Genomic DNA, 20,675 nt, shown 5'->3' on the forward strand with positions numbered 1-20,675 from the left:
ACGGCAGACTCGCCAGGACAGGCTTCATTGTCAGGAGACACTTCATGCGCTTGTACGTCGTACGTCACGGCCAGACTCAGGCCAATGCCGAGCACCGTTACCTGGGATCGCTTGACCCCGAACTGACCGACACCGGCCGCGAACAGGCCGTCGGCTTGCGCCTGGAGCTGCCCGATTCGATCGGTGGCATCGTCGTTTCGCCGCTATTGCGCGCCAGGCAGACGGCTGAAATTCTGAACTATCGATCGAACTTGCCGTTGCAGGTGCTCGACGCCTTTCGGGAAAGAAATGTCGGTGTCTTCGAGGGGCTGACTCAGACAGAGGCGCAGCAGCGTTACCCCCTCCTGTGGCGGCAGAACATCACCCGCCAGTGGGATATTGGCCCGCCGCAAGGTGAGTCGATTGCGGAGGTGGTGAAGCGTGTGCATCAGGGGCTGACGGCCCTGGTCGAGGCCTCGACAGCGCAGGAAGTGCTGTTGGTCGGTCACGGTTTCGTCGCCAAGACCGTCCGCGCCTTGATCGGGCAGGATTTCTCGGACTTCTTTGACTGGCAATTGGGCAATGGGCACTGGCTGGTGCTGGACGATGTCGAACGGATTCTGCAGCACGATGCACCGGCGCAGAATCCGCTGGCACAGCTATGAGCGAGCCGTCATGACACTGCATATGCATATCCTGCGACTCGAGGAACGGCTACTGGAACCCGCCGTGCGCCTCGACGAATCGATACTCGACGATCTAATTGCCGACGACTTCGTCGAGTTTGGCGCCAGTGGCGGCGTCTGGAACAAGATAGAGGTCATCGCCGGACTCAGACACGAACTGCACCTGGCCCGCCACATCACTGATTTCGCGTTGAAGGTGTTGGCCGACGATGTAGCGCTGGCGACATATCGCTGCCATGCCACCTCCGCCGAGCATAAGGTGGCGTCGGTCACGCTGCGCAGTTCGATCTGGCACAAGCGGCTGGAACGCTGGCAATTGGTGTTTCATCAGGGGACGCGGGCGGCGGGGTGAGCGGTCATGTGGCGGCAGCGTCCAGCTCAGTCCCAAGGGCGTTTCTGATGACGCCGCTGGCAGAGTGTGTCGATTGATGCGCTGTCATGCAGCATCCCACTATTCCAGGCCATGGGATTTTCCGTTGTGTTGAACGGCAATCGACAGGTCTGGTATGCGGCGCACGTCGGTCTGAAGGGTGATTCGTTGTTCGAGATTATTGGGGGGGTGCCGGGGCTCACCGGCGCTTTGTGCTTTGCGTAATTCAATGAGGTTTCCATGAAGCGCGTCATGATTATTGGCCAGCCTGGGTCAGGAAAAAGCACGCTGGCTCGAGAGATGGGCAAGCGTACGGGGCTGCCGGTCGTGCATATCGATACGATTCACTGGCAACCTGGATGGATAGAGCGAAGCATCGACGAGAAAACGCGTCTTTGTCGCGAGGTCGAGGCTGGCGATCGGTGGATCTTCGAAGGCGGGCATTCCGCCACGTGGGACAACCGTATTGCCCGGGCCGATCTTCTGGTATGGATCGATCGCTCGTCGGCGCTGCGGTTCTGGCGTGTGCTTCTCCGAACGTTGATGCTGCGCGGTCGCCCTCGACCCGATCTGCCAGAAGATTGCCCGGAGCAGTTGGCGAACCTGCCGGAGTTTTTCCGCTTCATGTGGTCAACTCGTAAATCAGCCCGCGCCAGGATGCGGCAGCTTGTGGCAACGGCGCCATCGGCATGCCGGGTCGTCTGCCTGCGATCAAATCGGCAGACTCGGCTGTTTTTGTCGGATATTGGGCGAGCGGCGGGCGCGGAGTTGGCGGAAGAAGAACGGGATCGACACGCCCGGCGTTTAGGGTAGGTCAGGATTCGTTGGATCAGGTTTGTTGGGGCGACTGACGCGGCAGTCTGCTGGGTGAAGCGGATTGGAGAAGGTCTTCGTATTGTTGGTGCCGAACGCAGTTCTTCGCTACGCCCCTGATCCACTGTAGGAGCCGGCTTGCTGGCGAACGCAGTGTGTCAGGCGACCCATCGGCAACTGACCCACCACGTTCGCCAGCAAGCCGGCTCCTACAAATGACCAGGTGTCGGAAGGCAGGCGAGGTGTGCACGTTTATCTGGTGATAGGGGTGCAGGGCGCGGGCAAATCGCGTTCGGGGTAGGAGAACCTTGGCAGGCTCAGCCATCGTACGGTTGTGATCGGCCCATGCCTTTGCGGTAAGCGCCCGGCGTGGTGCCGAATACTCGGAGGAAGTGCCGTGCGAGATGGGTCTGATCGAAGAAGCCGCAGGCGGCTGCGACGTCGGCCAGTGACATTCCTGAACGCAGCAATCGGCGTGCATCGTTCAAGCGCGCTACAACGCTGTGCGCGTGGGGCGGAATACCCACTTGGCGGGTAAATTTTCGGGTGAAGGCTTCGCGACTCAATCCGGCTTCGGCGGCAAGTTGGGCGATGTTTTTTTCATCTTCCACGAGCGCATGACGGTTGGCCCGAAATGGAAAATCAATCACGGTGGCAGGAGTGGCGGCAGTGCTTTCAAAACTCAGAACCTTTGGCTGAACACCAAACGTCGGGTCGTTGACATAGAGGTTCAGACAGCGCGTGCGCGCTTGCACCTCGGGCAGGCTGGCGTGGGGGCAGCCAGCGGGGATGTAAAGACAGCAACCAGCCGGGACGCGGACCCGTGCAGCGCCGATACGAAAAAGTCGGCAACCGCTTATGACGAAGGTCAGCTGTTGTTCATCGTGAAAATGCATACCCGATACCGGTGTGTCATCGCTCGTCCAGCTACCGTATTCGGCAAAGTCATCGCGCCAATAGGTCCACATCACGCCTCTCCGGTTTTTACCTGTGGATCGTTTTTATCACCTGCCCCTCGACGATCGGACCCGACATGAGCTCACCGCACGATGCCTTCGCCGGCCGTCAACTACAAGACCATAGCTGACAGCGTGGCCACGCTGCTGTTTCCCCGTGCAGAGGTGGTGCTCTACGATCTGCCTAAGCAAAAGACCGTGCACATCGCGAATAGTATTTCCAAACGCAAGATCGGCGATGATTGGGCGCTGGAGAAAATCGGCGGCGACGTGGTTGATAGCAACGGGGGCCTTAACTGCTGGCCCCCGTCATGACTGCCGTTTTTGAACCCTTGCTCAGGCGTCAATGTTGCTCTGCGATTCGGCGCCGCTTGGTTTCGGGTTTTTCAGATCGTCCACGACACCTTTGCCTGCTTCGGAGACTGACTCCCAGGTTTGATCCATCGTCTTTTTGGCGTGTTTGGTCAGCTTGTCGCTGGTCTGGCCAAACATCTTGTCCTCCCGGTCAGTCGACGGCAAGGCCGCGCCGATTGCCGCGCCCAATGCGATGCCGATCGCCGCGAGCGCCAGTGGTTGCTCCTTCAGCATGTACTCGACGGTGCCTTGCAGGTTTCGCCCCTGACGCAGCAACGCATCCTGCGTCTTGTCAGATGCAGACTTCAGTTTTTCACTGGCCTGCGAACTGCCAGCGGTTGCGCCCTGTTTGATACCGTCAAGTTTATCGCTGGCGGTATCGGCCAGATGAGCTGCCTTGTCGCCCATTTCGTGGACTGACTGGCGCACATGATCTTTGGTATCGGCCAATGATTCACTCAGCGATCCCGCCGCGGTACTGATCTTCTCCCCAAGATTGCTGAACATCGACGGCCCTGTGCTGCGGGGCTTCTGGTTTTGTCCGAGCATCAGCCACGTCACTCCGACCGTGGCGAGAAGTACCGGCACCGGGTTGTTTTTTATCGAGGTGCCGAGGTTGTTGAAGAACTCGCCTCCATTTCCCTTGGTGAATGCCAGTGCCTGATCGAACAGTTGGCCTGGCGAAAACTTGTTCTCCAGGGCATCCACGATGTTCTCGATATTGGCCCGCCGGGCGTCGATATCGCGTTCCAGCATGTCCGGGCTTTTAGGCACATCAAGCTCAGGAACGGCGTCGTGTTCGAATTGCTCTTTCGTGGCGAAGCTGCTGTCGGTGCTCATGAGACTTTCCTCTGAATGGCGTCTTTGTCCTTGTTAAGGGAATGCAGCGTGCGCTCCGGCGCCAGTTGGGACGGCTTGAGCTGTTTCTTCCCGGATTGCACCATCACGAAGCCGATTATCATCGCGACTGCGCCAACGATCAGTGCTGCCAACCAAGGCGACACGACCAGCGCCAGGCCATAAACGGCAGCCATGAGCAGGATGACCAACCCGGCGAGCATGAACACTACACCGCCCGCGACAGCTGCGGTGGCGGCCTTGGCGGCTTCGACCGAGCTTCTGATCTCTGCCTTCGCCAGCGCCAGTTCCTCGCTGATCAAGGCAGGTACTTCATGGGCAAGCTGACGAACCAGGCCCAAGAGCGAGGGATCACCTTCTGGAACGTTGCGAGGGGGTACGTCTGGATTGATAGCCATCACAGTTCTCCTTTCATTGCGGGCTTGTCGGGGAATGTCGTACCAGAGGTAGCAGGGGATGAGCCGTTGTCCTGCGAGGGCGTGAAACTGCCCAGTTCCGCGCCTGACTGTTGAATCCCGGCGCTGGCGTCGGCCTCGCTCGCAGTCGTCGCAGGCGAAGGTTTTGCCGCCGAGCCATACGGCTGACCTGGATTCCCACGGATTACGTCATTCTCATGTGAAGGGCGAACGGCCAGTTCCTCGTCGGCGGCTATGCGCGGGTCATAGTCGTCACTGTCACGCTCGGCAGCGTTCGCGCCGAAGTCTGTACTCGCACCGGAATCAGTAGAGGAACTTTGCGAAATATCAGGCGTACTCGCGCGCAGAAAGCGTGAGAGTCCGAAGCCCAACGCGATGCTGCCGGTCAAAAACAACGCCGGATTGTCCCGGGCCAAACGTGTGACTTGTTGCAACAGCTCATCGGCGCTTTTGCCGCGCAAAATCCCGGCAAAGCTTCCCAGGCCGTCTGCTACATCGGTAATGTAATGCGACAGTCCCAGGGTATCTTTGTCCTGCAGCTCCTCGGCCGCTGAGGTGGCACTTCGAGCCAGACTTTCTATCTGATCTGCTGCGCTCTCTCGGTACTGTTCCAGATGTTCAGTACCTTGTTCACGCGCAGTTTCGAACAGCGCTTTGGCATCATCCTGCAAGTTGTGAAGCGCATCTTCTGGTGGCACCGAGCGCTGCTGCGCGCCTGCGCTGCCTTCATTGGGTGTGGGCATTTTCATCACCATCCTTTATGAAACGTCCTTTATGAAAGAGATGAACACCGCGTCTGTAGTGCTCGTTGCAGTACGCATCTCACGCGTGAGGAAATCTGCACGCCGTAAAGGGTGGAACCAGCAGCTGAACGAGTAGTTCTAGGGGCTAGACGGACGGCTATCCCTGGAGCAGAAAAGGAGTTGAACACGCCGCAAAGGCATTCGTTTGAAAGGGCTGATGAGGAATGTCCCCGCGCCTGACGCCGAATTAACTGAATGCGCGAGGAGACGAGCGTTGGTTGGCCAGGGGAGGTTGCCAGCCGCTGGCCAGGCGTGTGGGGAGAGATCGGATCAGATATGGAAGAGCTATCGAAACGAGAGACCGGATGAAACTTACAGTCCGCATCCGATCTCAGTGATGCGCGGATCGGTCAGAAAATAAACTTGAATAGTGCAATGACTACAATCAAGCCGATTAGGAAGATGACGCCGATGGTACCGCCGAGAAACTTGAACATAAATTTTACTCACTTTCGATGGGCTTAATTTGCTAGACCTCTCGCGTTACAGCTTGGTTCGGTTAATTTGATCCGGCAGACTCCGAGAACTGATGGTATCGATGCTGGCGGTCCTGATTCCTGCACAGAATCCAGTGACAGAAAGCACACGGACAGGGGGCCAAACAGGTCCTGCTGGATTAAGCTATATCCGTTGCAGACAACTTTCCTGACAAAGGCTTTAATCATGCGTCGAATGATTCTTCTGATAGGTGTTTTCGTTGCCCTGCATGTTGCGGCTGCCGATGCCATAAAGCCGTTGATGAAGTGGACATTACTGGATCAGAACGATAGGGCTTATACGCTGGATGACAACGCCCAGGTGCTGCTGATTGCCCGTAGCATGTCGGCGGCCAAGCTTGTCAATGCCGCAATCGAGGACGCTCCGGAGGGCTATCTGGAAAGTCGTCACGTCATCTACGTGGCGGACATCGAGAAAATGCCTTCGCTGGTCAAACTGGTAGCAGTGCCCGCAATGCGCTCGGCTAAATACAGGATTTTGCTTGATCGCGATGGCAGGGTGGCCAATCAGTACAACGGCGACAGAGAGACTGTTCAATGGTTGGCATTGAAAAACGGTGCGGCCATTCAAGAGCAACGTTTCGCGGACGGGGCGACGTTAAAACAGGCCATTGTCAATCAGGCCCACGAGTGACTCAGGCAATCACCGATGCCTTGTCGAATACCATCCGCATGTACCCGGCAATCATGTGCGATTCGCCGTAAACCTTATGTAGATTGCGTTCCGCGTTCGATAGATGCACCTGCAGTTGTTCCCTCACCTTGTCTTCGCCGTAAAGCGAGACAAAGGTGGACTTACCCGTGTCCTTGCCCTGGTCTTTGTCGCCATCGGAGCATTTGTCACGCAGGTCGTCATACATCTGGAAGGCTTGCCCCAGCTCCACGGCAAAATTCTGCAATATCGGTCTGACAAGCACATCGCTGCTGCTGATCAACCAGGCCATGTCCATGATCGCGCCGAACAGGGCGCCTGTTTTCAGGTTGTTGGTCATGGCAATTTCTTCTGCCCGGCGGGCCTGTTGCCCATCGCGCAAATCCTGAAACTGACCGCGCACCAGGCCTTGCATGCCGACCGCGTTCGCAGCGACCTCGACCAACTGCGTCCTGATCACCGGCGACAGGTCGTTGATTGAAGCTATGACGCCGAATGCACGGCTCAGCAGGGCAACGGCCGTCAGAATGGCGACGTCTTCTCCGAACTTCAAATGCACAGTAGGACGACCGCGCCGCAGGGACGCGTTGTCCATGCAGGGCATGTCGTCGAGCACCAGAGAAGCCGCGTGTATCAACTCCACCGCGCATCCGAGTTCCAGACCAGGATCGCCTTGGTGCCCCAATCCATCGGCAGCCAGCAATAGCAGAATAGGTCGCATGCGTTTGCCGGGAGCCAGCGTGGATTCGCGCATGGCGACGGCCACCAGATCGCGTTCGTTGCCGCTCTCGGGCAGCAATTCGTCCAGCCGCTTCTCGATGGATGCGCGTAACTGAGCGAGACGTTCAGTGAATCCGTGATCGACGGTGGCGCCTGAGTCCATTGTCATCGGTGCTTTTACCTTTGCTGTGGCGGGTGAACGTCTGGAGCGTTTGGGCATTCGCACCCCATGAAACGGAACGACTCCGCGTCACGAGTGCCTGAGTCTGAAGTAATCTTGTACAAAAGATGTGCTAATTGCCATTTTTGTACAAGTTTGCTCTGCTAGATGACCACGGTTGGTTTGAAATGATTCAAGGAATCTGGGGCTTGTGATGAATGAAAGCGATTTGAGTCGGCGCAAGGACGATCACCTGAACATCGTGCTGGACAGGCGCGCAGTTCGCCGTGGCCCAGGTACGGGGTTCGAGGCGCTGCAGTTCGAGCATTGCGCGCTACCGGAGCTGGATCTGGATGCCATTGACCTTCGCGGATCGCTGTTGGGCATACCGTTGAAGGCGCCACTGCTGATCAGCTCAATGACAGGCGGGGCCGATCGGTCAGCTGCAATCAACCGCCACCTGGCTGAAGCCGCCCAGGCGCTTGGCATCGCCATGGGTGTTGGCTCACAGCGCGTAGGGTTGCGCAGCGGCAATGACCAGGGGCTGACTCGCGAGCTGCGCCGGCTGGCTCCTGATGTGCCGTTGCTGGGCAATATCGGCGCCGCTCAGCTGTTGGAGCATGATGGTCTGGACCTGGCGCGCCGGTCGGTGGACACATTGCAGGCCGATGCGTTGATCATCCATCTCAATCCTCTGCAGGAGGCCGTTCAGGCAGAAGGCGACAGAAAGTGGCGCGGTGTCCTGGAAGCGATTCGTCGTACTGTCCAGACCGTCGGAGTGCCCGTCATTGTGAAAGAAGTGGGAGCCGGAATCTCTTCACAGGTCGCCGTGGCGCTGGCGGATGCCGGCGTGCAGGTCATCGATGTCGCGGGGCTTGGGGGAACGAGCTGGGCCGCTGTCGAGGCCGAACGGGCGGTGCGGCCCATGGACCGAGAAGTGGCCATGGCATTCACCCACTGGGGAATACCCACCGCCACAAGTCTGAGGATGGTTCGGCAAGCGCTGCCTGATATGCCCTTGATCGCGTCCGGCGGTATCCGTAATGGGGTGGACGCAGCGAAAGCCATCTGCTTGGGAGCGGATTTGATCGGGCAGGCGGCAAGCGTTCTTCGTGATGCCACCCTGTCAACGGCGGCGGTCGTCGAGCATTTCGAGATCGTCATCAGGCAGCTGCGTATCGCGTGCTTTTGCACGGGCTCGGCGGATCTGGCGGCGCTGCGAAATGCGCGGCTGTTGCCATCCGAAACGTTGCCCCCACCTCGCTCATGAGCCATTTCGGTGTCGTCGCGCCCGCTTTTTTCAGCCATTTCCAGGCATGCCAGGCACTGGCGTCGGAGCTGATTGACCGTGGTCACAACGTCACGTTCTTCCAGCAGGCCGATGCCGGCCGTTGGCTTACCGATCCGCGAATAGGGTTTCACGCCGTCGGCGCAGTCAGTCATCCGCCCGGCAGCCTTGACCGGGCTTTGCGCCGCGCCGCGACCTCGAACAACCCGTTGCGCCTGCGTGGCGTCATCGGTGATTTGTGCACGACAACCAGGATGCTCTGCACGGAACTGCCGTGCGCTTTGCATAAAAAAGCGGTCGACGCGTTGCTCTGCGATCAGATGGAAGCGGCTGGCGGCATCGTGGCTGAGGCCGTTGGCTTGCCGTTCATTTCCATAGCCTGCGCGTTGCCGGTCAACCGCGAACCTCAGATTCCACTGCCCGTGATGCCATTTGCCTATGGTTCGGATGAACGCAGTCGACGAATGTATGACGGCAGCCAACGGGTATATGACTGGCTGATGCGGCCCCTGCGCGATGTCGTCCGTCAAGCGTGCCGACAGTTTCGCATCGAATCGCGCGACGGCCTGCATGAGTGCCTTTCCCCCTACGCGCAGATCAGCCAGACGATTGAGGGGTTTGATCTACCCCGTACTCACTCGCCAGCGTTCTTTCATGCCGTCGGCCCGCTTCGAACCAAGAACTTCACGCAACACGGCGAGTGGCCCATCGACCCTGATCGCCCATTTGCCTTCGCCAGCCTGGGCACGCTTCAAGGCGGGCGCATGGATATGTTTCGCCAGGTGGCCAAGGCCTGCGCGCGCCTCGATGCGCAGCTATTGGTTGCGCACTGCGGTGGCCTTGACGCTGCGCAAGAAGACCGACTCAAGCGCAGCGGAGCGACGTGGGTCACTGATTTCGCGCCGCAACAGTGGGTACTTGAAAAGGCCGATGCGGCGGTGACTCATGGCGGTCTCAACACCGTGATGGATGCGATCAAGGCACGTACGCCCATGCTGGTGATGCCGATCGGTTTCGATCAACCGGGCGTTGCTGCTCGGGTCAGCTACGCAGGCGCGGGATTGCAGTTGAGCCGTCGAGCCCGCGCCGGGAAGATCCACGATGGACTGGCTCAGCTTCTCGACTTCCCCCTTGAGCCTATACAGCGGCTGGCCGCCGAGTTGGACAAGGCCGGCGGAACTGCGCGTGCGGCTGACATTGTTGAAGCGGTTATCAGTACCGGCAAGCCTGTACTGGCGGGTGCCGTCTCATGAAGCACGACCTGATTCTCGCCGGTGGCGGCCTGGCCAACGGGCTGATTGCCTGGCGCCTCAAACAGCTGCGGCCCGAATTGCGCGTTCTGTGCATCGAGGAACAGTCGAATATCGGCGGTAACCACACGTGGTCTTTTCACGATGGCGATCTGAGCGCGGCGCAGCATCGATGGATCAGCCCATTGGTGGTGCACAGATGGCCTTGCTACGACGTGCATTTTCCGGCTCGTTCGCGCCGCCTTGCCTCGGGGTATGTCAGCATCACCTCCGAGCGCTTCGTGGAAGTGATCGAGCCAGCACTGGGTGCTGACCTGCGCACAGGACAAACCATCGCGCAGGTGAATCCCCGCTCGGTATCACTCGCCAGCGCAGAACACCTGCAGGCCAAGGCCGTTATCGATGGTCGAGGCGTACGAGACAGCGAGCATTTAGTCCTGGGGCGTCAGGCCTTTCTGGGCCAACTGCTGCAATTGCAAGCGCCCCATGGGCTGAAGGCGCCAATCATCATGGATGCCCGAGTGGCGCAAGGGCAGGGCTACCGCTTCGTCTATGTCCTGCCGTTTACCCCGGACACCGTTCTGGTTGAAGACACTCATTACGTCGAAAATCACGCGCTTGCCCCTGAGCATCTGCGCGACAACATCAGCAAGTACGTAGGTGAGCGGGGGTGGGTGGTCGCTGCCTGTCTGCGCGAAGAGGCGGGGGTATTGCCGATCACACTGGCAGGGGATTTTGCCAACTTCTGGAATGACGCGCCGGGACAACCGCGTTCGGGATTGCGCGCCGGTCTGTTTCACTGCACCACCGGGTATTCGCTGCCTTATGCGGTGCGTATGGCTGACTGGGTCGCCCGGCAAAGCAATCTGGATGCGGATTCACTGGCAAAGGGCATGCGTGCTTTCGCTTATCAGGCATGGCGCGGGCAACGCTTTTATCGCTTGCTCAATCGCATGCTGTTTCTGGCTGGGCGGCCCCAGGACCGCTGGCAGGTCATGCAACGCTTCTACGGCCTTTCCGAAGGCCTGATCAGCCGGTTTTACGCGGGCGACAGCACCTTCGCAGACAAGCTGCGCGTGGTATCGGGCAAACCACCCGTACCTGTCAACGAGGCCGTGCACGCGATGCTCCGTTACCTGCCTCGACATTACGAGAACCGAGAATGACCGACGCAAAAAAAGCGATTGTGATTGGCGCAGGGTTTGGTGGTCTGGCGTTGGCGATCCGGCTTCAAGCCGCGGGTATCCAGACCACATTGCTGGAAAAACGTGACAAACCCGGCGGTCGCGCTTACGTGTACCACGATCAGGGGTTCACCTTCGACGCGGGTCCGACGGTGATCACCGATCCCACTGCGATCGAGGAACTATTCGCAGTGGCCGGCAAGTCGATGAGCGATTATGTCGAGCTGTTGCCGGTTGCACCGTTCTACCGGCTGTGCTGGGAAGACGGAACGCGGTTTGATTACGCCAACGATCAGGCATCTCTTGATCACCAGATCGCTGCGCTCAATCCAAGCGACGTCGCGGGCTACAGGCGATTCCTCGACTATTCAAAAGCGGTATTTCGCGAGGGCTACCTCAAGCTGGGCGCTGTCCCGTTTCTTTCGTTCCGCGACATGATTCAAGCCGGCCCGCAGCTCGCCCGCTTGCAGGCGTGGCGCAGCGTCTATTCGATGGTTTCGAAATTCATCGAGGACGAAAAGCTGCGGCAGGCGTTTTCCTTTCATTCTCTGCTGGTCGGCGGCAATCCCTTTTCGACTTCCTCGATCTACACGCTGATCCATGCACTCGAAAGGGAATGGGGCGTGTGGTTTCCCAAGGGTGGTACCGGTGCCTTGGTAAACGCGCTCGTCAAACTTTTCCAGGACATAGGCGGCCAGTTTGAGCTCAATGCAAACGTCGCAAGCATCGACATCGAATCCGTAAGGGCCACGGGTGTACGCCTTGAGGACGGTCGGCAATTCAAGGGCGACAGCGTCGCCTCCAATGCCGATGTGATGCATACCTACGCCAGGTTGCTGGGCGGGCACCCGAGAGGGCTTCAGGAAAGTGCCCGGCTCAAAGGCAAGCGATACAGCAATTCGCTATTTGTCATCCACTTTGGGCTCAAGCGACCGCAGCCTCAACTGCAGCATCACACGGTGTGCTTCGGCCCCCGCTATCGCGCGCTCATTCAAGAAATCTTCAAGGGCGATGCTCTGGCCGACGATTTTTCTTTGTATCTGCATGCGCCTTGCGTCACCGACCCCAGCCTCGCACCGCCTGGATGCTCCAGCCATTACGTCCTGTCACCAGTGCCGCATTTGGGCAACGCGCCCATCGATTGGAAGACGCAAGGGCCACTTTATAGGGATCGGATCTTCGCTTATCTCGAAAAACATTACATACCGGGCTTGCGGGACGATTTGGTGACCAGTCGCATGTTCACGCCTGATGATTTTCGCAGTGAGTTGAATGCACACCTCGGATCGGCGTTTTCCCTCGAACCGATCCTCAGCCAGAGCGCCTGGTTCCGCCCGCACAATCGCGATGCAAGTCTGGGCAACGTGTACCTGGTGGGCGCTGGCACTCATCCCGGTGCCGGGGTGCCCGGCGTCATCGGATCGGCGAAAGCCACTGCGGGTCTGATGCTGGAGGATTTGCACCTATGAGCGCTGTTGAAAAAGCCGATCAAAAGTTGCTCGATCACGCAACCAGAAGCATTGCCGTAGGCTCGAAGAGTTTTGCGGCCGCCTCGCGTCTGTTCGACCCTGCTACCCGCCGCAGTGCGGTCATGCTCTACGCCTGGTGTCGGCATTGTGATGACGTGATCGACGGACAGGAAGCGGGTCATTCGGCGACGGTTGTCGCGCAGGAAGAGGTCGATCAGCGCCTTGCCAGTCTGGCGGCGCAAACTCAGGCGGTGTACGCAGGGCTACCTGTTGAATCCGATGCATTTGCGGCGTTTCGTGAAGTGATGATTCGTCATGGGATTCATCAGACCTATGCGCTGGAGCATTTGTCCGGGTTTGCGATGGACGTTCAGCAACGGCGCTACCATCACATCGATGACACCCTGGAATATTGCTACCACGTTGCCGGCGTGGTCGGGCTGATGATGGCCCAGGTCATGGGTGTAAACGATGAGAGCACGCTGGATCGTGCATGTGACCTGGGCATGGGCTTTCAACTGACCAATATCGCCCGTGACATCGTGGAGGACGCCAGGGTAGGGCGCTGCTATTTGCCGCGGGCCTGGCTAAACGAATTATCAATACCTGATCAACGACTTACGGACAGCCAGTATCGGGAATCGCTGGCAGTGCTGGCACAACGACTTGTTGATATGGCTGAGCCATTCTACGAGAGCGCACAGGCGGGTTTAAGTTCGTTGCCGTGGCGCTCGGCATGGGCTGTGGCCACGGCCAGCGGCGTCTACCGAGAGATCGGCATCAACGTCAAAAAGCGTGGTGCGCATGCCTGGGACACCCGCGTTTCCACCTCGAAACTGGATAAGGCACGCCTGGTGCTAGGCGGTCTCTGGCGCGCTGTTACGTCGCGTGGTCGTCGGTGGCCGGATCGCCCGAGCGAGCTGTGGCAACGTCCCCGTCACGCTTGTTCAGCGGCCCGCCATGCAGCTGACGCAGTTGCTCCCGAAGTTTCGAAGTAGTGGGCGCGTAGAGGAATCCAAACGAGACGCACCGATGTTTTCCAGACACCGCATGGTGCATCAGGTGAGCTTGATAAAGGCGTTTGAGATAGCCGTTTCTAGGCACGTACTGCAGCGGCCAGCGCTTGTGGACAAGCCCGTCGTGGGCCAGGAAGTACAGCAAACCGTACGCCGTCATCCCGGCGCCAATCCACTCCAGCGGGTGCACCCCCTGGTTACCGAGGGCAATCAACAGGATAGCGAACAGGGCAAAAACCACGGCGAACAGGTCGTTTTTTTCAAACCAGCCTGTTCTGGGCTCATGATGGGAACGGTGCCAGCCCCAACCCCAGCCATGCATCACATACTTGTGCGCCACGAACGCGAAGCCTTCCATGCCAATGAGCGTGGCCAGAAAAACCAGTGCGTTCAATATCATGCAGATCACCCCCAGGAAGACAGTGCATGAGACCTTCAGGTGCGCGTAAACGTTCTCGCTTTATCGCGATAGCAGTATGCGGTTTTGATCGTGATCACCACTGCTGCGGGCGTTGCCTGAATGATGGATCGCTCAGCCTTTCTCGAAGCAAACGTCAGAGAAACTGCAGGATTGACGGATTACCTACTAATGTAGATTTCTGTGCGGTCGACCTGCCAAGCAGTCGCATCTTACTCCGCCGCACATAGACCAATACAAGGAGGCAATTGATGATGCTACGTGTTGCTTTGGGACTGTTTGGGGTTTGGTGTTCTTTTAACTGTTTTGCAGAATTGCGACCGCAATCGCCGGCACAACTGTGTACGGTGCTGACCGACACCCGACTGCGAGCCGGTGAATGGACCACCCACGAAGATGGCCGGGAAGGCTGTGCCAGCGGTGCAAGGCTGATACGCCCTGATGCTGCCGATGGCAACAAGATTTCCTTTGTCGCTGAAGGGGCGAAGGGAACACCTGAGCGCGTGAAGCTGATTCTCAACGTGATGCTGCCTTCAGACGAGGACGCCGCCAAACGGGAGCTGATCAGAGCGACCAAACGCTTATCTGTCCGAGCTTTGGGGCTTTCTATTCCGCACACGTTCGACGAAGCGATCATGAAAGCTGCGCCAATCGATCTGAATGTGGGCAGCGGCCGCGCGATCTTGACTCGCACCGTAGTCAACAAACAGAGCTATGTGCTTTCGGTGGTAATGGAGTGAGCCTGAATGCGTGTTGCAGGCGCAGAAGTTTCGTGGCGCCTGGGCACGAAGGTGCGTAGTCCAGGCGTGTACCTCAACTTGCCGGAACAGCTGGTAGCCAGGAAAGCTGAAAGGCGCTGTCAGGGCTATGACCCTGGATTTGGAACTCGAGCCGATCTCTTGGGCTTGAGGCAAGCGGGACAGGTCGTCTATCAGCTGTTGGGTAAGCGGATTTGAGTACCGTGGAGCACCCTTTGCACGATTAGTGAGGCAAAGCTCGACGGGCGAAGCTGTTCATTATCAGAACCATCCTTACTTGCATACGAACAGAACCCTGTCCCGCTGATGATTCTGCTACGCATTTCCTACCAATAAAAGCCCTACGATTTTGAAGCTACTTATCGTGGGACTTTTGAAATGACGCTTCGCTATTCGTTCAACATTCCCCAGCTATTGCAGAGTCGGTTCATTTTTTTGCTGACACGATTCACCCATCGCGCCAGGCAAAGATGCTGTTGATTACGCTGGTATGATAGGTCTACCATCAACCTAGCAGACCAGATCTGTGACATATAAAAATCCGCAGGCTCAGCCTAGGAGCGATAAGAATGTCTATTGTCGGGACCTCCACCCATGCCTCCCCGCAGAGTAAAACCAAGCGTTTGACTCAGATCGTTACGAAAAACCTGTACGTCCAGGTCCTGATCGCCATGGCACTGGGGATCGTATTAGGCCATTTCTATCCTGACATCGCGTCCGCCATGAAACCCTTCGGGGACGGCTTCGTGAAGCTCATCAAGATGACCATCGGGTTGATCATCTTTTTCACCGTGGTCTCAGGCATTGCCGGGATGCAGAGTTTTGGCAAGCTCGGCCGAATTGGCGGCACCGCGCTGTTGTATTTCGAAATCGTGTCAACGTTTGCCCTGCTGATCGGCATTGTCACCGCCAACATCATCCGGCCAGGATCGAGCTTTAATGTCAGTCCCGAGCAGTTGGACGCGAGCCAGATCAAGCAATACGTCACAGCAGCGCATGACGGGGGGCTGGCCGATTTTTTCATGAACATGATCCCCAAGACCCTGTTGGGCGCCTTTACCGGAGACAGCATTCTTCAAGTGGTCTTCGTCTCGATCATCATGGGGCTGACGCTGGGCAAAATGGGTGACAAGGGCAAGCCGATCCGTGACCTCGTGGACGCGTGCTCGCACTGGATATTCGGTGTGATCAACATGATCATGAAGTTCGCCCCAATTGGTGCGTTCGGCGCAATGGCCTTTACCGTCGGCAAGTTCGGCCTGGGCTCGTTGCAGTCGTTGCTCGTGCTGATTTTCACGTTCTATCTGACTTCCGCCATCTTTGTATTCGGTGTGCTGGGTGTCATCTGCTATCGGCATGGGTTCAGCATTTTCTACGTACTTAAGCATTTCAGAAGCGAACTGTTCCTCGTCCTTGCGACGTCGTCTTCGGATGCCGCTCTACCGGCCTTGATGCGCAAGTTGGAAGAGCTGGGGTGCAAGCCAGGCACCGTGGGGCTTGTGATGCCCGCGGGGTATGTCTTCAACTCCGATGGCACGAACATCTACATCACCATGGCGGTGCTGTTCATTGCCCAGGCGATGCATGTCGACATCACGATCTGGCATCAGATGGTGATTCTGGGTGTTGCAACTCTGACTACCAAAGGATCAGCCGGCGTGCCGGGCGCAGGGTTCGTATCGCTCGTCGCGACCATCGCTTTGGTTCCTGAAATCCCGCTGGTCGGAGTCACGATGCTGCTCGGCATCGATCGCATCATCAGCGAAGGACGCGCGCTGGTGAACGTCATCGGTAACGTCGTAGCGACGCTCGTGATTTCACGCCGGGAAAATGAAATGTCGACGCAGGAGCTGAAGCTCGCCCTGACTGGCCAGACGGCAGAGCGGCAGGCGTGATAACAACAATATTTAATGCATGAGGTTGTCATGGATACTGAAGAGAACGGTCATTTTATTGCCGAGTCGGTACTGGTTGATTTCTGTGTGTCGGTGCTGGAAAAAATCGGCGTACCGCGGGGGGATGCGATCATCGCTTCCAAAAATCTGGTCGAGGCCGATATGCGTGGGGTTTACTCCCACGGCGTCGTACGCTTCCCGATCTACGTCAAGCGCATCCTGGACGGCGGTACCAACCCGAAGGCCACACCATTCATCGAGAGGCAAACGCGCACGACAGCAGTGTTCAACGGGGACAACGGCTTGGGTCACCTGGTAGGCGTCAAGGCGATGCAGCTGGCGATCGACAAGGCTCAAGAGGGCGATTGTGCATTCGTCGCCGTCAACAACAGCAACCATTTCGGCACTGCCGCGTATTACGCCGAAATGGCAGCACGGCAAAACATGATTGGTTTCAGCTTCACCATCGGCGCAATCAACCACATGGCACCGTGGGGCGGCGCTGAAGCGGTGCTGGGCAATAATCCCTTCGCGATCGCTTTCCCGACACGTGAAGCGTTTCCCGTAGTTCTCGATATGGCGTGCAGTGTGGCCGCGCGCGGGAAAATCATCGTGGCGGCCAAAGAGGGTAAGCCGATCCCGGACGACTGGGCGACCGGTCCGGACGGGCTTCCAACCACTGATGCCGTCGAGGCGCTGAAGGGGTTTGTCATCCCGGTGGGCGGCCCAAAAGGTTATGCGCTGACGATGGCGGTCGGGATGTTGAGCACCATGCTTTCAGGCGCCGCTTTCGGACATGATGTCGGGGAGCTGTATGAGAAAACCACCACGGCTCAAAATGGCGGACACCTCTTCGGCGTGCTGCCGGTAGCATCTTTTGACGACCTTGATACCTACCTCGACCGTATGCAAAAAGGCATGGCCGATCTTCGCAACGCCAAGAAGGCAACGGGCGTGGACCGAATCTACATGCCGGGCGAACGTGAGTACCTGAGCTTGCTCGCGGCGCGCGAGCGCGGAATTCCGATCGGTCCGATGCTGACCAAGGACCTCCAGGCTCTGGCCGAGGAATATCAGGTAAACTTCGAGCTCATAAACTGACCCCCATTGAGGTATCGCTGTGACAAGTGCATTTCCACCGGTTGAGCCTATTCGTCGCCGTAAACTATCGGAAGATGTCTCCGAGCAGTTGCAGGCGATGATGCTCAGTGGACAGCTCAAACCGGGGGAAAATCTACCGTCAGAGCGAGTCTTGATGTCCACGTTCGGTGTCGGTCGATCGTCCGTGCGTGAAGCCTTGTTCTCGCTTCAGCGAATGGGTCTGATCGTGGTGCGCAACGGCGAACCTGCCTGCGTCACCAAGCCGTCCGCCAAGGCGCTTGTCGAGGAATTTTCGGGCGCCGTCGCGCACATCCTTTCAGATGCTGACGGCGCTAAAGAACTCCAACAGGCGCGAACCTTATACGAAACCATTCTGGTGCGATACGCCGCTCGGCATGCCTCGGAAACGGATATCTCTCGACTCAAGGAGGCGCTGGATGCGAACCGCGAGGCCATCGGTAGGCCTGAAGATTTCGCGCGAACAGATGTGGCATTCCACCAGATACTGGCGGAAATTCCGCGCAACTCAATCTTCACCAGCCTGCAGGCGGCGCTGTCCCTGTGGCTCGCGGAGCAGCGGTTCGTTTCGTTGAAAGTGCCGCAGGCGGAGCAGAGCGCATACGAGGCCCATGAGCAGATTTATCTGGCGGTCGCCGCCCATGACGCCGATTTGGCTGAGGCGGTAATGACCCGTCACCTCGAAGCGGTGGGAGAGTTTTACTGGCGCTCGCACGAGGGTCGCGAGTAGCGCGGGCTCAACGGGCCTGTCCTGACCGCATTAATCGGAATTCATTAGAGTACTTTTATGCTAATCATCGCGGTGACATTTGTGCTTCTTGAAGAACATCGTGCTTCATTCCTTGAAGCGGTGTTGGAGAATGCCAGAATTTCGCTGGAAGAAGAGCCTGGTTGTGTGCGCTTCGATGTCTGCGAAGGCGCGAACGGCCTTGAGGTGTTTCTGTATGAGCAATATGAAACGGATCGGGATTTTGACGAGGTTCATCTGAAGTCCAAGCATTTCCTGGATTTCAATGAGCAGACGGCGCCTTGGGTCGCTGAGAAGAAAGTCAGCCGGTATTTATTGGTCCCTTTTTGTTGAGTGAACGATGGTACAAATTTGAGTTGACGAGATATCGAAGGAATTGTTGTTCGCAGCATCTAGCCGCAAATTTGCAAGTATCACCCATGAGCAATCGGTCGTTACTTTCTTAAAAGACGCGCCGGGAAGTCGCCCATTGGGCTGTCAGCAGTGAAGCGGCCTACATGGAGTGTTTAACCCTCTATTTCGTTGCTGCTGAGCAGGGTGCCTGTAAACGCCTGTGGCAGGACACGGGAGATGCTCTGTAAGCGGGGCGCGGTAGGGATGGCTGTTACCTGCCCCCCGGTATGCGCGCTGGCATCCCGTCTTGTGCAACCAAACCTGTTACCACTTATGTGGCAGCAGCTGCGCAATATCCCCGCTGCGTCGGCAGGCGAGTGAGGACGCTTCAAATAAGCGCATACCGGGGGAGCGCCCATCAGGTCTTGCATGCCCTAGAGGCGGCGTCCGCCTCGGATGGCGGTTTCGGTTGCCGCGTCATAGTCGGTCACTCTCCAAACAATGTAATGTCGCGCTACTGATTGATGATTGGGTTGTTGAACTGTTCGGCATAACTGCCGCCCATGAGCAAGGATGCCGCTCGATCCGAACCTATGCCACTTCGGGAATATGCAAGGCGAGCAGCGCCAATACGATCCGAGCCGTCCGCTGCGACCGTCCCGGCACCAACATGATCAGCGCCGTCCGCCGCTGAGCGCGTGCCTCCGCAGCCCAGGCACCAGGCATGGCCACCGTTGCCGTGAGTGCCAACAAAACGCCTGAAAAAATCTTAATTCTCATGATGTCTCCATAACATATCGATCACAAAGCCATTGAGCACTGTCGGTCGTTTGATGCTGGGCGACAGGACACGTGAGCTTTGCGGTGTTTACGTTGGCGATTGGCACGGGTGCAGGTGTGCGACTCGGCTAACCGTGTATGAATGCCAAGAGGTCAGCGTTGATTTCAGCCGCGTTAGTCGTAGGCATACCGTGTGGAAAGCCTTTGTATGTCTTCAATGTTCCGTTTTTCAATAGCTTCACCGACAGAGGTGCAGAGTCATCGTATGGCACGATCTGATCATCATCACCGTGCATAAGCAGAGTTGGTACCTGGATTTTTTTTAGATCCTCGGTGAAGTCTGTTTCAGAAAACGCTTTGATGCAGTCGTACTGGGCTTTGGCGCCGCCAGTCATCCCCTGACGCCACCAGTTTTCGATAGTGCCTTGCGAAACCTTCGCACCTGGGCGGTTGAAGCCATAAAACGGGCCCGACGGAACATCCATGTAGAACTGCGCCCGGTTTTCCAACAGCGCCTTACGAAGGCCGTCAAAGACTTCGATTCCCAAGCCTCCAGGGTTTTTATCCGATTTGACCATGATCGGAGGTACGGCGCTGATAAGCACAGCCTTGGCAACACGGCCGGGTTTGGCGCGGGCTACATAACGGGCCACTTCGCCACCACCGGTAGAGTGGCCGACATGAATCGCCCCTTTAAGGTTTAGTGTATCTGTCAGTTCGATCACATCGGCGGCGTAGGTGTCCATGTCATTTCCTGTCCACGTCTGTGTCGAGCGTCCGTGCCCCCGACGGTCGTGAGCAATAACGCGAAAGCCTTTTTCCAGGAAAAACATCAGTTGGCTGTCCCAGTCATCGGCGCTTAACGGCCACCCGTGATGAAACATGATCGGCGTCGCGTCTTTTGGGCCCCAGTCTTTGTAGAAGATCTCGGTGCCATCTTTTGTTTTGATTGATGTCATGGAATCACTCCCTGCTTTTTGTGATTGAGATTTCTGTTGCGTGGCCGCCAACACACCGAAAGGAATATTCGCGAGTAGAGTTACTGCGGTAATGCCTACGAGAAAGCCCCTACGCGGCAATTCAACGCCGTCACTGTCAGTCAACGTTTTGTCATCTGAGTTTCGCTGCATTGTCTTCTCCTCGCCGGAAGTCG

The 20,675-nt window shown here is 57.6% G+C and carries 22 protein-coding genes and 1 pseudogene; 15 read left to right on the forward strand and 8 right to left on the reverse strand.

The window, feature by feature from the left end; all coding sequences use genetic code 11:
* Positions 1 to 44: 44 nt before the first annotated feature.
* From ACRER8_RS23035 to ACRER8_RS23045, 3 genes are all read left to right on the forward strand, one after another.
* Complete coding sequence (locus tag ACRER8_RS23035; RefSeq protein ID WP_431748492.1) at positions 45 to 644, forward strand: histidine phosphatase family protein; 600 nt, start codon at positions 45 to 47, stop codon at positions 642 to 644.
* Between the two features lie 10 nt (positions 645 to 654).
* Positions 655 to 1,017: a DUF4440 domain-containing protein gene (locus tag ACRER8_RS23040; protein WP_431748493.1), complete on the forward strand. Its 363-nt coding sequence runs from the start codon at positions 655 to 657 to the stop codon at positions 1,015 to 1,017.
* Between the two features lie 258 nt (positions 1,018 to 1,275).
* Positions 1,276 to 1,848, forward strand: a complete 573-nt coding sequence (locus ACRER8_RS23045; protein WP_431748494.1) for an AAA family ATPase — start codon at positions 1,276 to 1,278, stop codon at positions 1,846 to 1,848.
* Positions 1,849 to 2,165: 317 nt separating this feature from the next.
* Here ACRER8_RS23045 and ACRER8_RS23050 read toward each other — a convergent pair whose 3' ends face one another.
* On the reverse strand, positions 2,166 to 2,816 hold the full coding sequence (locus tag ACRER8_RS23050; RefSeq protein WP_431748495.1) for a helix-turn-helix domain-containing protein: 651 nt from the start codon (positions 2,814 to 2,816) through the stop codon (positions 2,166 to 2,168).
* Positions 2,817 to 2,897: 81 nt separating this feature from the next.
* Between ACRER8_RS23050 and ACRER8_RS23055 the strand changes: the two genes are divergently transcribed.
* A complete protein-coding gene (locus ACRER8_RS23055) occupies positions 2,898 to 3,119 on the forward strand; it encodes a PAS domain-containing protein (RefSeq protein ID WP_431748496.1) in 222 nt (73 codons plus the stop codon).
* Positions 3,120 to 3,140: 21 nt separating this feature from the next.
* Here ACRER8_RS23055 and ACRER8_RS23060 read toward each other — a convergent pair whose 3' ends face one another.
* Genes ACRER8_RS23060 through ACRER8_RS23070 form a run of 3 tightly spaced genes read right to left on the reverse strand, consistent with a single transcriptional unit; the run spans position 3,141 to position 5,187 of the window.
* Positions 3,141 to 3,998, reverse strand: coding sequence for a DUF3618 domain-containing protein (locus ACRER8_RS23060; RefSeq protein ID WP_431748497.1), 858 nt, complete (start codon positions 3,996 to 3,998; stop codon positions 3,141 to 3,143).
* Positions 3,995 to 4,414, reverse strand: a complete 420-nt coding sequence (locus ACRER8_RS23065; RefSeq protein WP_431748498.1) for a phage holin family protein — start codon at positions 4,412 to 4,414, stop codon at positions 3,995 to 3,997. Before ACRER8_RS23065 ends, ACRER8_RS23060 begins: the two co-directional genes overlap by 4 nt.
* Positions 4,414 to 5,187, reverse strand: a complete 774-nt coding sequence (locus ACRER8_RS23070; RefSeq protein WP_431748499.1) for a hypothetical protein — start codon at positions 5,185 to 5,187, stop codon at positions 4,414 to 4,416. The genes ACRER8_RS23065 and ACRER8_RS23070 overlap by 1 nt, the downstream gene beginning before the upstream one ends.
* Before the next feature lie 711 nt (positions 5,188 to 5,898).
* On the opposite strand from ACRER8_RS23070, the gene ACRER8_RS23075 reads away from it, so the two are divergent.
* Positions 5,899 to 6,366 carry a hypothetical protein gene (locus tag ACRER8_RS23075; RefSeq protein WP_431748500.1) on the forward strand — a complete coding sequence of 156 codons (468 nt, stop codon included), beginning with the start codon at positions 5,899 to 5,901 and terminating at the stop codon, positions 6,364 to 6,366.
* A gap of 1 nt (position 6,367) precedes the next feature.
* On the opposite strand, the gene ACRER8_RS23080 is transcribed toward ACRER8_RS23075, so the two are convergent.
* Complete coding sequence (locus tag ACRER8_RS23080; RefSeq protein ID WP_431748501.1) at positions 6,368 to 7,273, reverse strand: polyprenyl synthetase family protein; 906 nt, start codon at positions 7,271 to 7,273, stop codon at positions 6,368 to 6,370.
* A gap of 205 nt (positions 7,274 to 7,478) precedes the next feature.
* Between ACRER8_RS23080 and fni the strand changes: the two genes are divergently transcribed.
* The 5 genes from fni to ACRER8_RS23105 are packed head-to-tail and all read left to right on the forward strand — an operon-like array spanning position 7,479 to position 13,453.
* A complete protein-coding gene (gene fni, locus ACRER8_RS23085) occupies positions 7,479 to 8,534 on the forward strand; it encodes a type 2 isopentenyl-diphosphate Delta-isomerase (protein ID WP_431748502.1) in 1,056 nt (351 codons plus the stop codon).
* Positions 8,531 to 9,805 (forward strand): glycosyltransferase, encoded by a 1,275-nt coding sequence (locus ACRER8_RS23090; protein WP_431748503.1) that lies wholly within the window; start codon positions 8,531 to 8,533, stop codon positions 9,803 to 9,805. The genes fni and ACRER8_RS23090 overlap by 4 nt, the downstream gene beginning before the upstream one ends.
* Positions 9,802 to 10,968: a lycopene beta-cyclase CrtY gene (gene crtY / locus ACRER8_RS23095; protein WP_431748504.1), complete on the forward strand. Its 1,167-nt coding sequence runs from the start codon at positions 9,802 to 9,804 to the stop codon at positions 10,966 to 10,968. Before ACRER8_RS23090 ends, crtY begins: the two co-directional genes overlap by 4 nt.
* Entirely contained in the window at positions 10,965 to 12,455 is a 1,491-nt protein-coding gene (locus ACRER8_RS23100) for a phytoene desaturase (RefSeq protein ID WP_431748505.1), read from the forward strand. Before crtY ends, ACRER8_RS23100 begins: the two co-directional genes overlap by 4 nt.
* The gene (locus tag ACRER8_RS23105; RefSeq protein ID WP_431748506.1) at positions 12,452 to 13,453 is read left to right on the forward strand and encodes a phytoene/squalene synthase family protein; all 1,002 of its coding nucleotides are present in this window, start codon (positions 12,452 to 12,454) and stop codon (positions 13,451 to 13,453) included. The genes ACRER8_RS23100 and ACRER8_RS23105 overlap by 4 nt, the downstream gene beginning before the upstream one ends.
* On the opposite strand, the gene ACRER8_RS23110 is transcribed toward ACRER8_RS23105, so the two are convergent.
* Positions 13,335 to 13,871 (reverse strand): sterol desaturase family protein, encoded by a 537-nt coding sequence (locus ACRER8_RS23110; protein WP_431748507.1) that lies wholly within the window; start codon positions 13,869 to 13,871, stop codon positions 13,335 to 13,337. The two genes, ACRER8_RS23105 and ACRER8_RS23110, sit on opposite strands and share 119 nt — an antisense overlap.
* 269 nt (positions 13,872 to 14,140) lie before the next feature.
* Here ACRER8_RS23110 and ACRER8_RS23115 point away from each other — a divergent pair, with 269 nt between their 5' ends.
* From ACRER8_RS23115 to ACRER8_RS23135, 5 genes are all read left to right on the forward strand, one after another.
* Positions 14,141 to 14,629 carry a hypothetical protein gene (locus ACRER8_RS23115; protein WP_431748508.1) on the forward strand — a complete coding sequence of 163 codons (489 nt, stop codon included), beginning with the start codon at positions 14,141 to 14,143 and terminating at the stop codon, positions 14,627 to 14,629.
* A gap of 587 nt (positions 14,630 to 15,216) precedes the next feature.
* The gene (gene dctA / locus ACRER8_RS23120) at positions 15,217 to 16,542 is read left to right on the forward strand and encodes a C4-dicarboxylate transporter DctA (RefSeq protein ID WP_431748509.1); all 1,326 of its coding nucleotides are present in this window, start codon (positions 15,217 to 15,219) and stop codon (positions 16,540 to 16,542) included.
* 30 nt (positions 16,543 to 16,572) lie between these two features.
* Positions 16,573 to 17,643, forward strand: coding sequence for an Ldh family oxidoreductase (locus ACRER8_RS23125; protein ID WP_431748510.1), 1,071 nt, complete (start codon positions 16,573 to 16,575; stop codon positions 17,641 to 17,643).
* Between the two features lie 19 nt (positions 17,644 to 17,662).
* Complete coding sequence (locus tag ACRER8_RS23130) at positions 17,663 to 18,391, forward strand: FCD domain-containing protein (RefSeq protein WP_431748511.1); 729 nt, start codon at positions 17,663 to 17,665, stop codon at positions 18,389 to 18,391.
* A gap of 57 nt (positions 18,392 to 18,448) precedes the next feature.
* Positions 18,449 to 18,742, forward strand: a complete 294-nt coding sequence (locus tag ACRER8_RS23135) for a putative quinol monooxygenase (protein WP_431748512.1) — start codon at positions 18,449 to 18,451, stop codon at positions 18,740 to 18,742.
* A 514-nt stretch (positions 18,743 to 19,256) separates the two neighbouring features.
* Here the strand turns inward: ACRER8_RS23135 and ACRER8_RS23140 are convergent.
* Both ACRER8_RS23140 and ACRER8_RS23145 read right to left on the reverse strand, forming a co-directional pair.
* Positions 19,257 to 19,448 (reverse strand): annotated as a pseudogene (locus ACRER8_RS23140) (hypothetical protein); the annotation flags it as partial.
* Positions 19,449 to 19,650: 202 nt separating this feature from the next.
* On the reverse strand, positions 19,651 to 20,481 hold the full coding sequence (locus tag ACRER8_RS23145) for an alpha/beta fold hydrolase (RefSeq protein ID WP_431748545.1): 831 nt from the start codon (positions 20,479 to 20,481) through the stop codon (positions 19,651 to 19,653).
* Positions 20,482 to 20,675: the final 194 nt, after the last annotated feature.

This window comes from Pseudomonas sp., from assembly GCF_050739935.1.
GTDB lineage: Bacteria > Pseudomonadota > Gammaproteobacteria > Pseudomonadales > Pseudomonadaceae > Aquipseudomonas.

Excerpts from the sequence above, each read along its gene's own strand:
- ACRER8_RS23035 (WP_431748492.1), top strand. The coding sequence starts at position 45 with ATGCGCTTGTACGTCGTACGTCACGGCCAGACTCAGGCCAATGCCGAG.
- ACRER8_RS23040 (WP_431748493.1), top strand. The coding sequence starts at position 655 with ATGACACTGCATATGCATATCCTGCGACTCGAGGAACGGCTACTGGAA.
- ACRER8_RS23045 (WP_431748494.1), top strand. The coding sequence starts at position 1,276 with ATGAAGCGCGTCATGATTATTGGCCAGCCTGGGTCAGGAAAAAGCACG.
- ACRER8_RS23050 (WP_431748495.1), bottom strand. The coding sequence starts at position 2,816 with ATGTGGACCTATTGGCGCGATGACTTTGCCGAATACGGTAGCTGGACG.
- ACRER8_RS23055 (WP_431748496.1), top strand. The coding sequence starts at position 2,898 with ATGCCTTCGCCGGCCGTCAACTACAAGACCATAGCTGACAGCGTGGCC.
- ACRER8_RS23060 (WP_431748497.1), bottom strand. The coding sequence starts at position 3,998 with ATGAGCACCGACAGCAGCTTCGCCACGAAAGAGCAATTCGAACACGAC.
- ACRER8_RS23065 (WP_431748498.1), bottom strand. The coding sequence starts at position 4,414 with ATGGCTATCAATCCAGACGTACCCCCTCGCAACGTTCCAGAAGGTGAT.
- ACRER8_RS23070 (WP_431748499.1), bottom strand. The coding sequence starts at position 5,187 with ATGGTGATGAAAATGCCCACACCCAATGAAGGCAGCGCAGGCGCGCAG.
- ACRER8_RS23075 (WP_431748500.1), top strand. The coding sequence starts at position 5,899 with ATGCGTCGAATGATTCTTCTGATAGGTGTTTTCGTTGCCCTGCATGTT.
- ACRER8_RS23080 (WP_431748501.1), bottom strand. The coding sequence starts at position 7,273 with ATGACAATGGACTCAGGCGCCACCGTCGATCACGGATTCACTGAACGT.
- fni (WP_431748502.1), top strand. The coding sequence starts at position 7,479 with ATGAATGAAAGCGATTTGAGTCGGCGCAAGGACGATCACCTGAACATC.
- ACRER8_RS23090 (WP_431748503.1), top strand. The coding sequence starts at position 8,531 with ATGAGCCATTTCGGTGTCGTCGCGCCCGCTTTTTTCAGCCATTTCCAG.
- crtY (WP_431748504.1), top strand. The coding sequence starts at position 9,802 with ATGAAGCACGACCTGATTCTCGCCGGTGGCGGCCTGGCCAACGGGCTG.
- ACRER8_RS23100 (WP_431748505.1), top strand. The coding sequence starts at position 10,965 with ATGACCGACGCAAAAAAAGCGATTGTGATTGGCGCAGGGTTTGGTGGT.
- ACRER8_RS23105 (WP_431748506.1), top strand. The coding sequence starts at position 12,452 with ATGAGCGCTGTTGAAAAAGCCGATCAAAAGTTGCTCGATCACGCAACC.
- ACRER8_RS23110 (WP_431748507.1), bottom strand. The coding sequence starts at position 13,871 with ATGATATTGAACGCACTGGTTTTTCTGGCCACGCTCATTGGCATGGAA.
- ACRER8_RS23115 (WP_431748508.1), top strand. The coding sequence starts at position 14,141 with ATGATGCTACGTGTTGCTTTGGGACTGTTTGGGGTTTGGTGTTCTTTT.
- dctA (WP_431748509.1), top strand. The coding sequence starts at position 15,217 with ATGTCTATTGTCGGGACCTCCACCCATGCCTCCCCGCAGAGTAAAACC.
- ACRER8_RS23125 (WP_431748510.1), top strand. The coding sequence starts at position 16,573 with ATGGATACTGAAGAGAACGGTCATTTTATTGCCGAGTCGGTACTGGTT.
- ACRER8_RS23135 (WP_431748512.1), top strand. The coding sequence starts at position 18,449 with ATGCTAATCATCGCGGTGACATTTGTGCTTCTTGAAGAACATCGTGCT.
- ACRER8_RS23145 (WP_431748545.1), bottom strand. The coding sequence starts at position 20,481 with ATGACATCAATCAAAACAAAAGATGGCACCGAGATCTTCTACAAAGAC.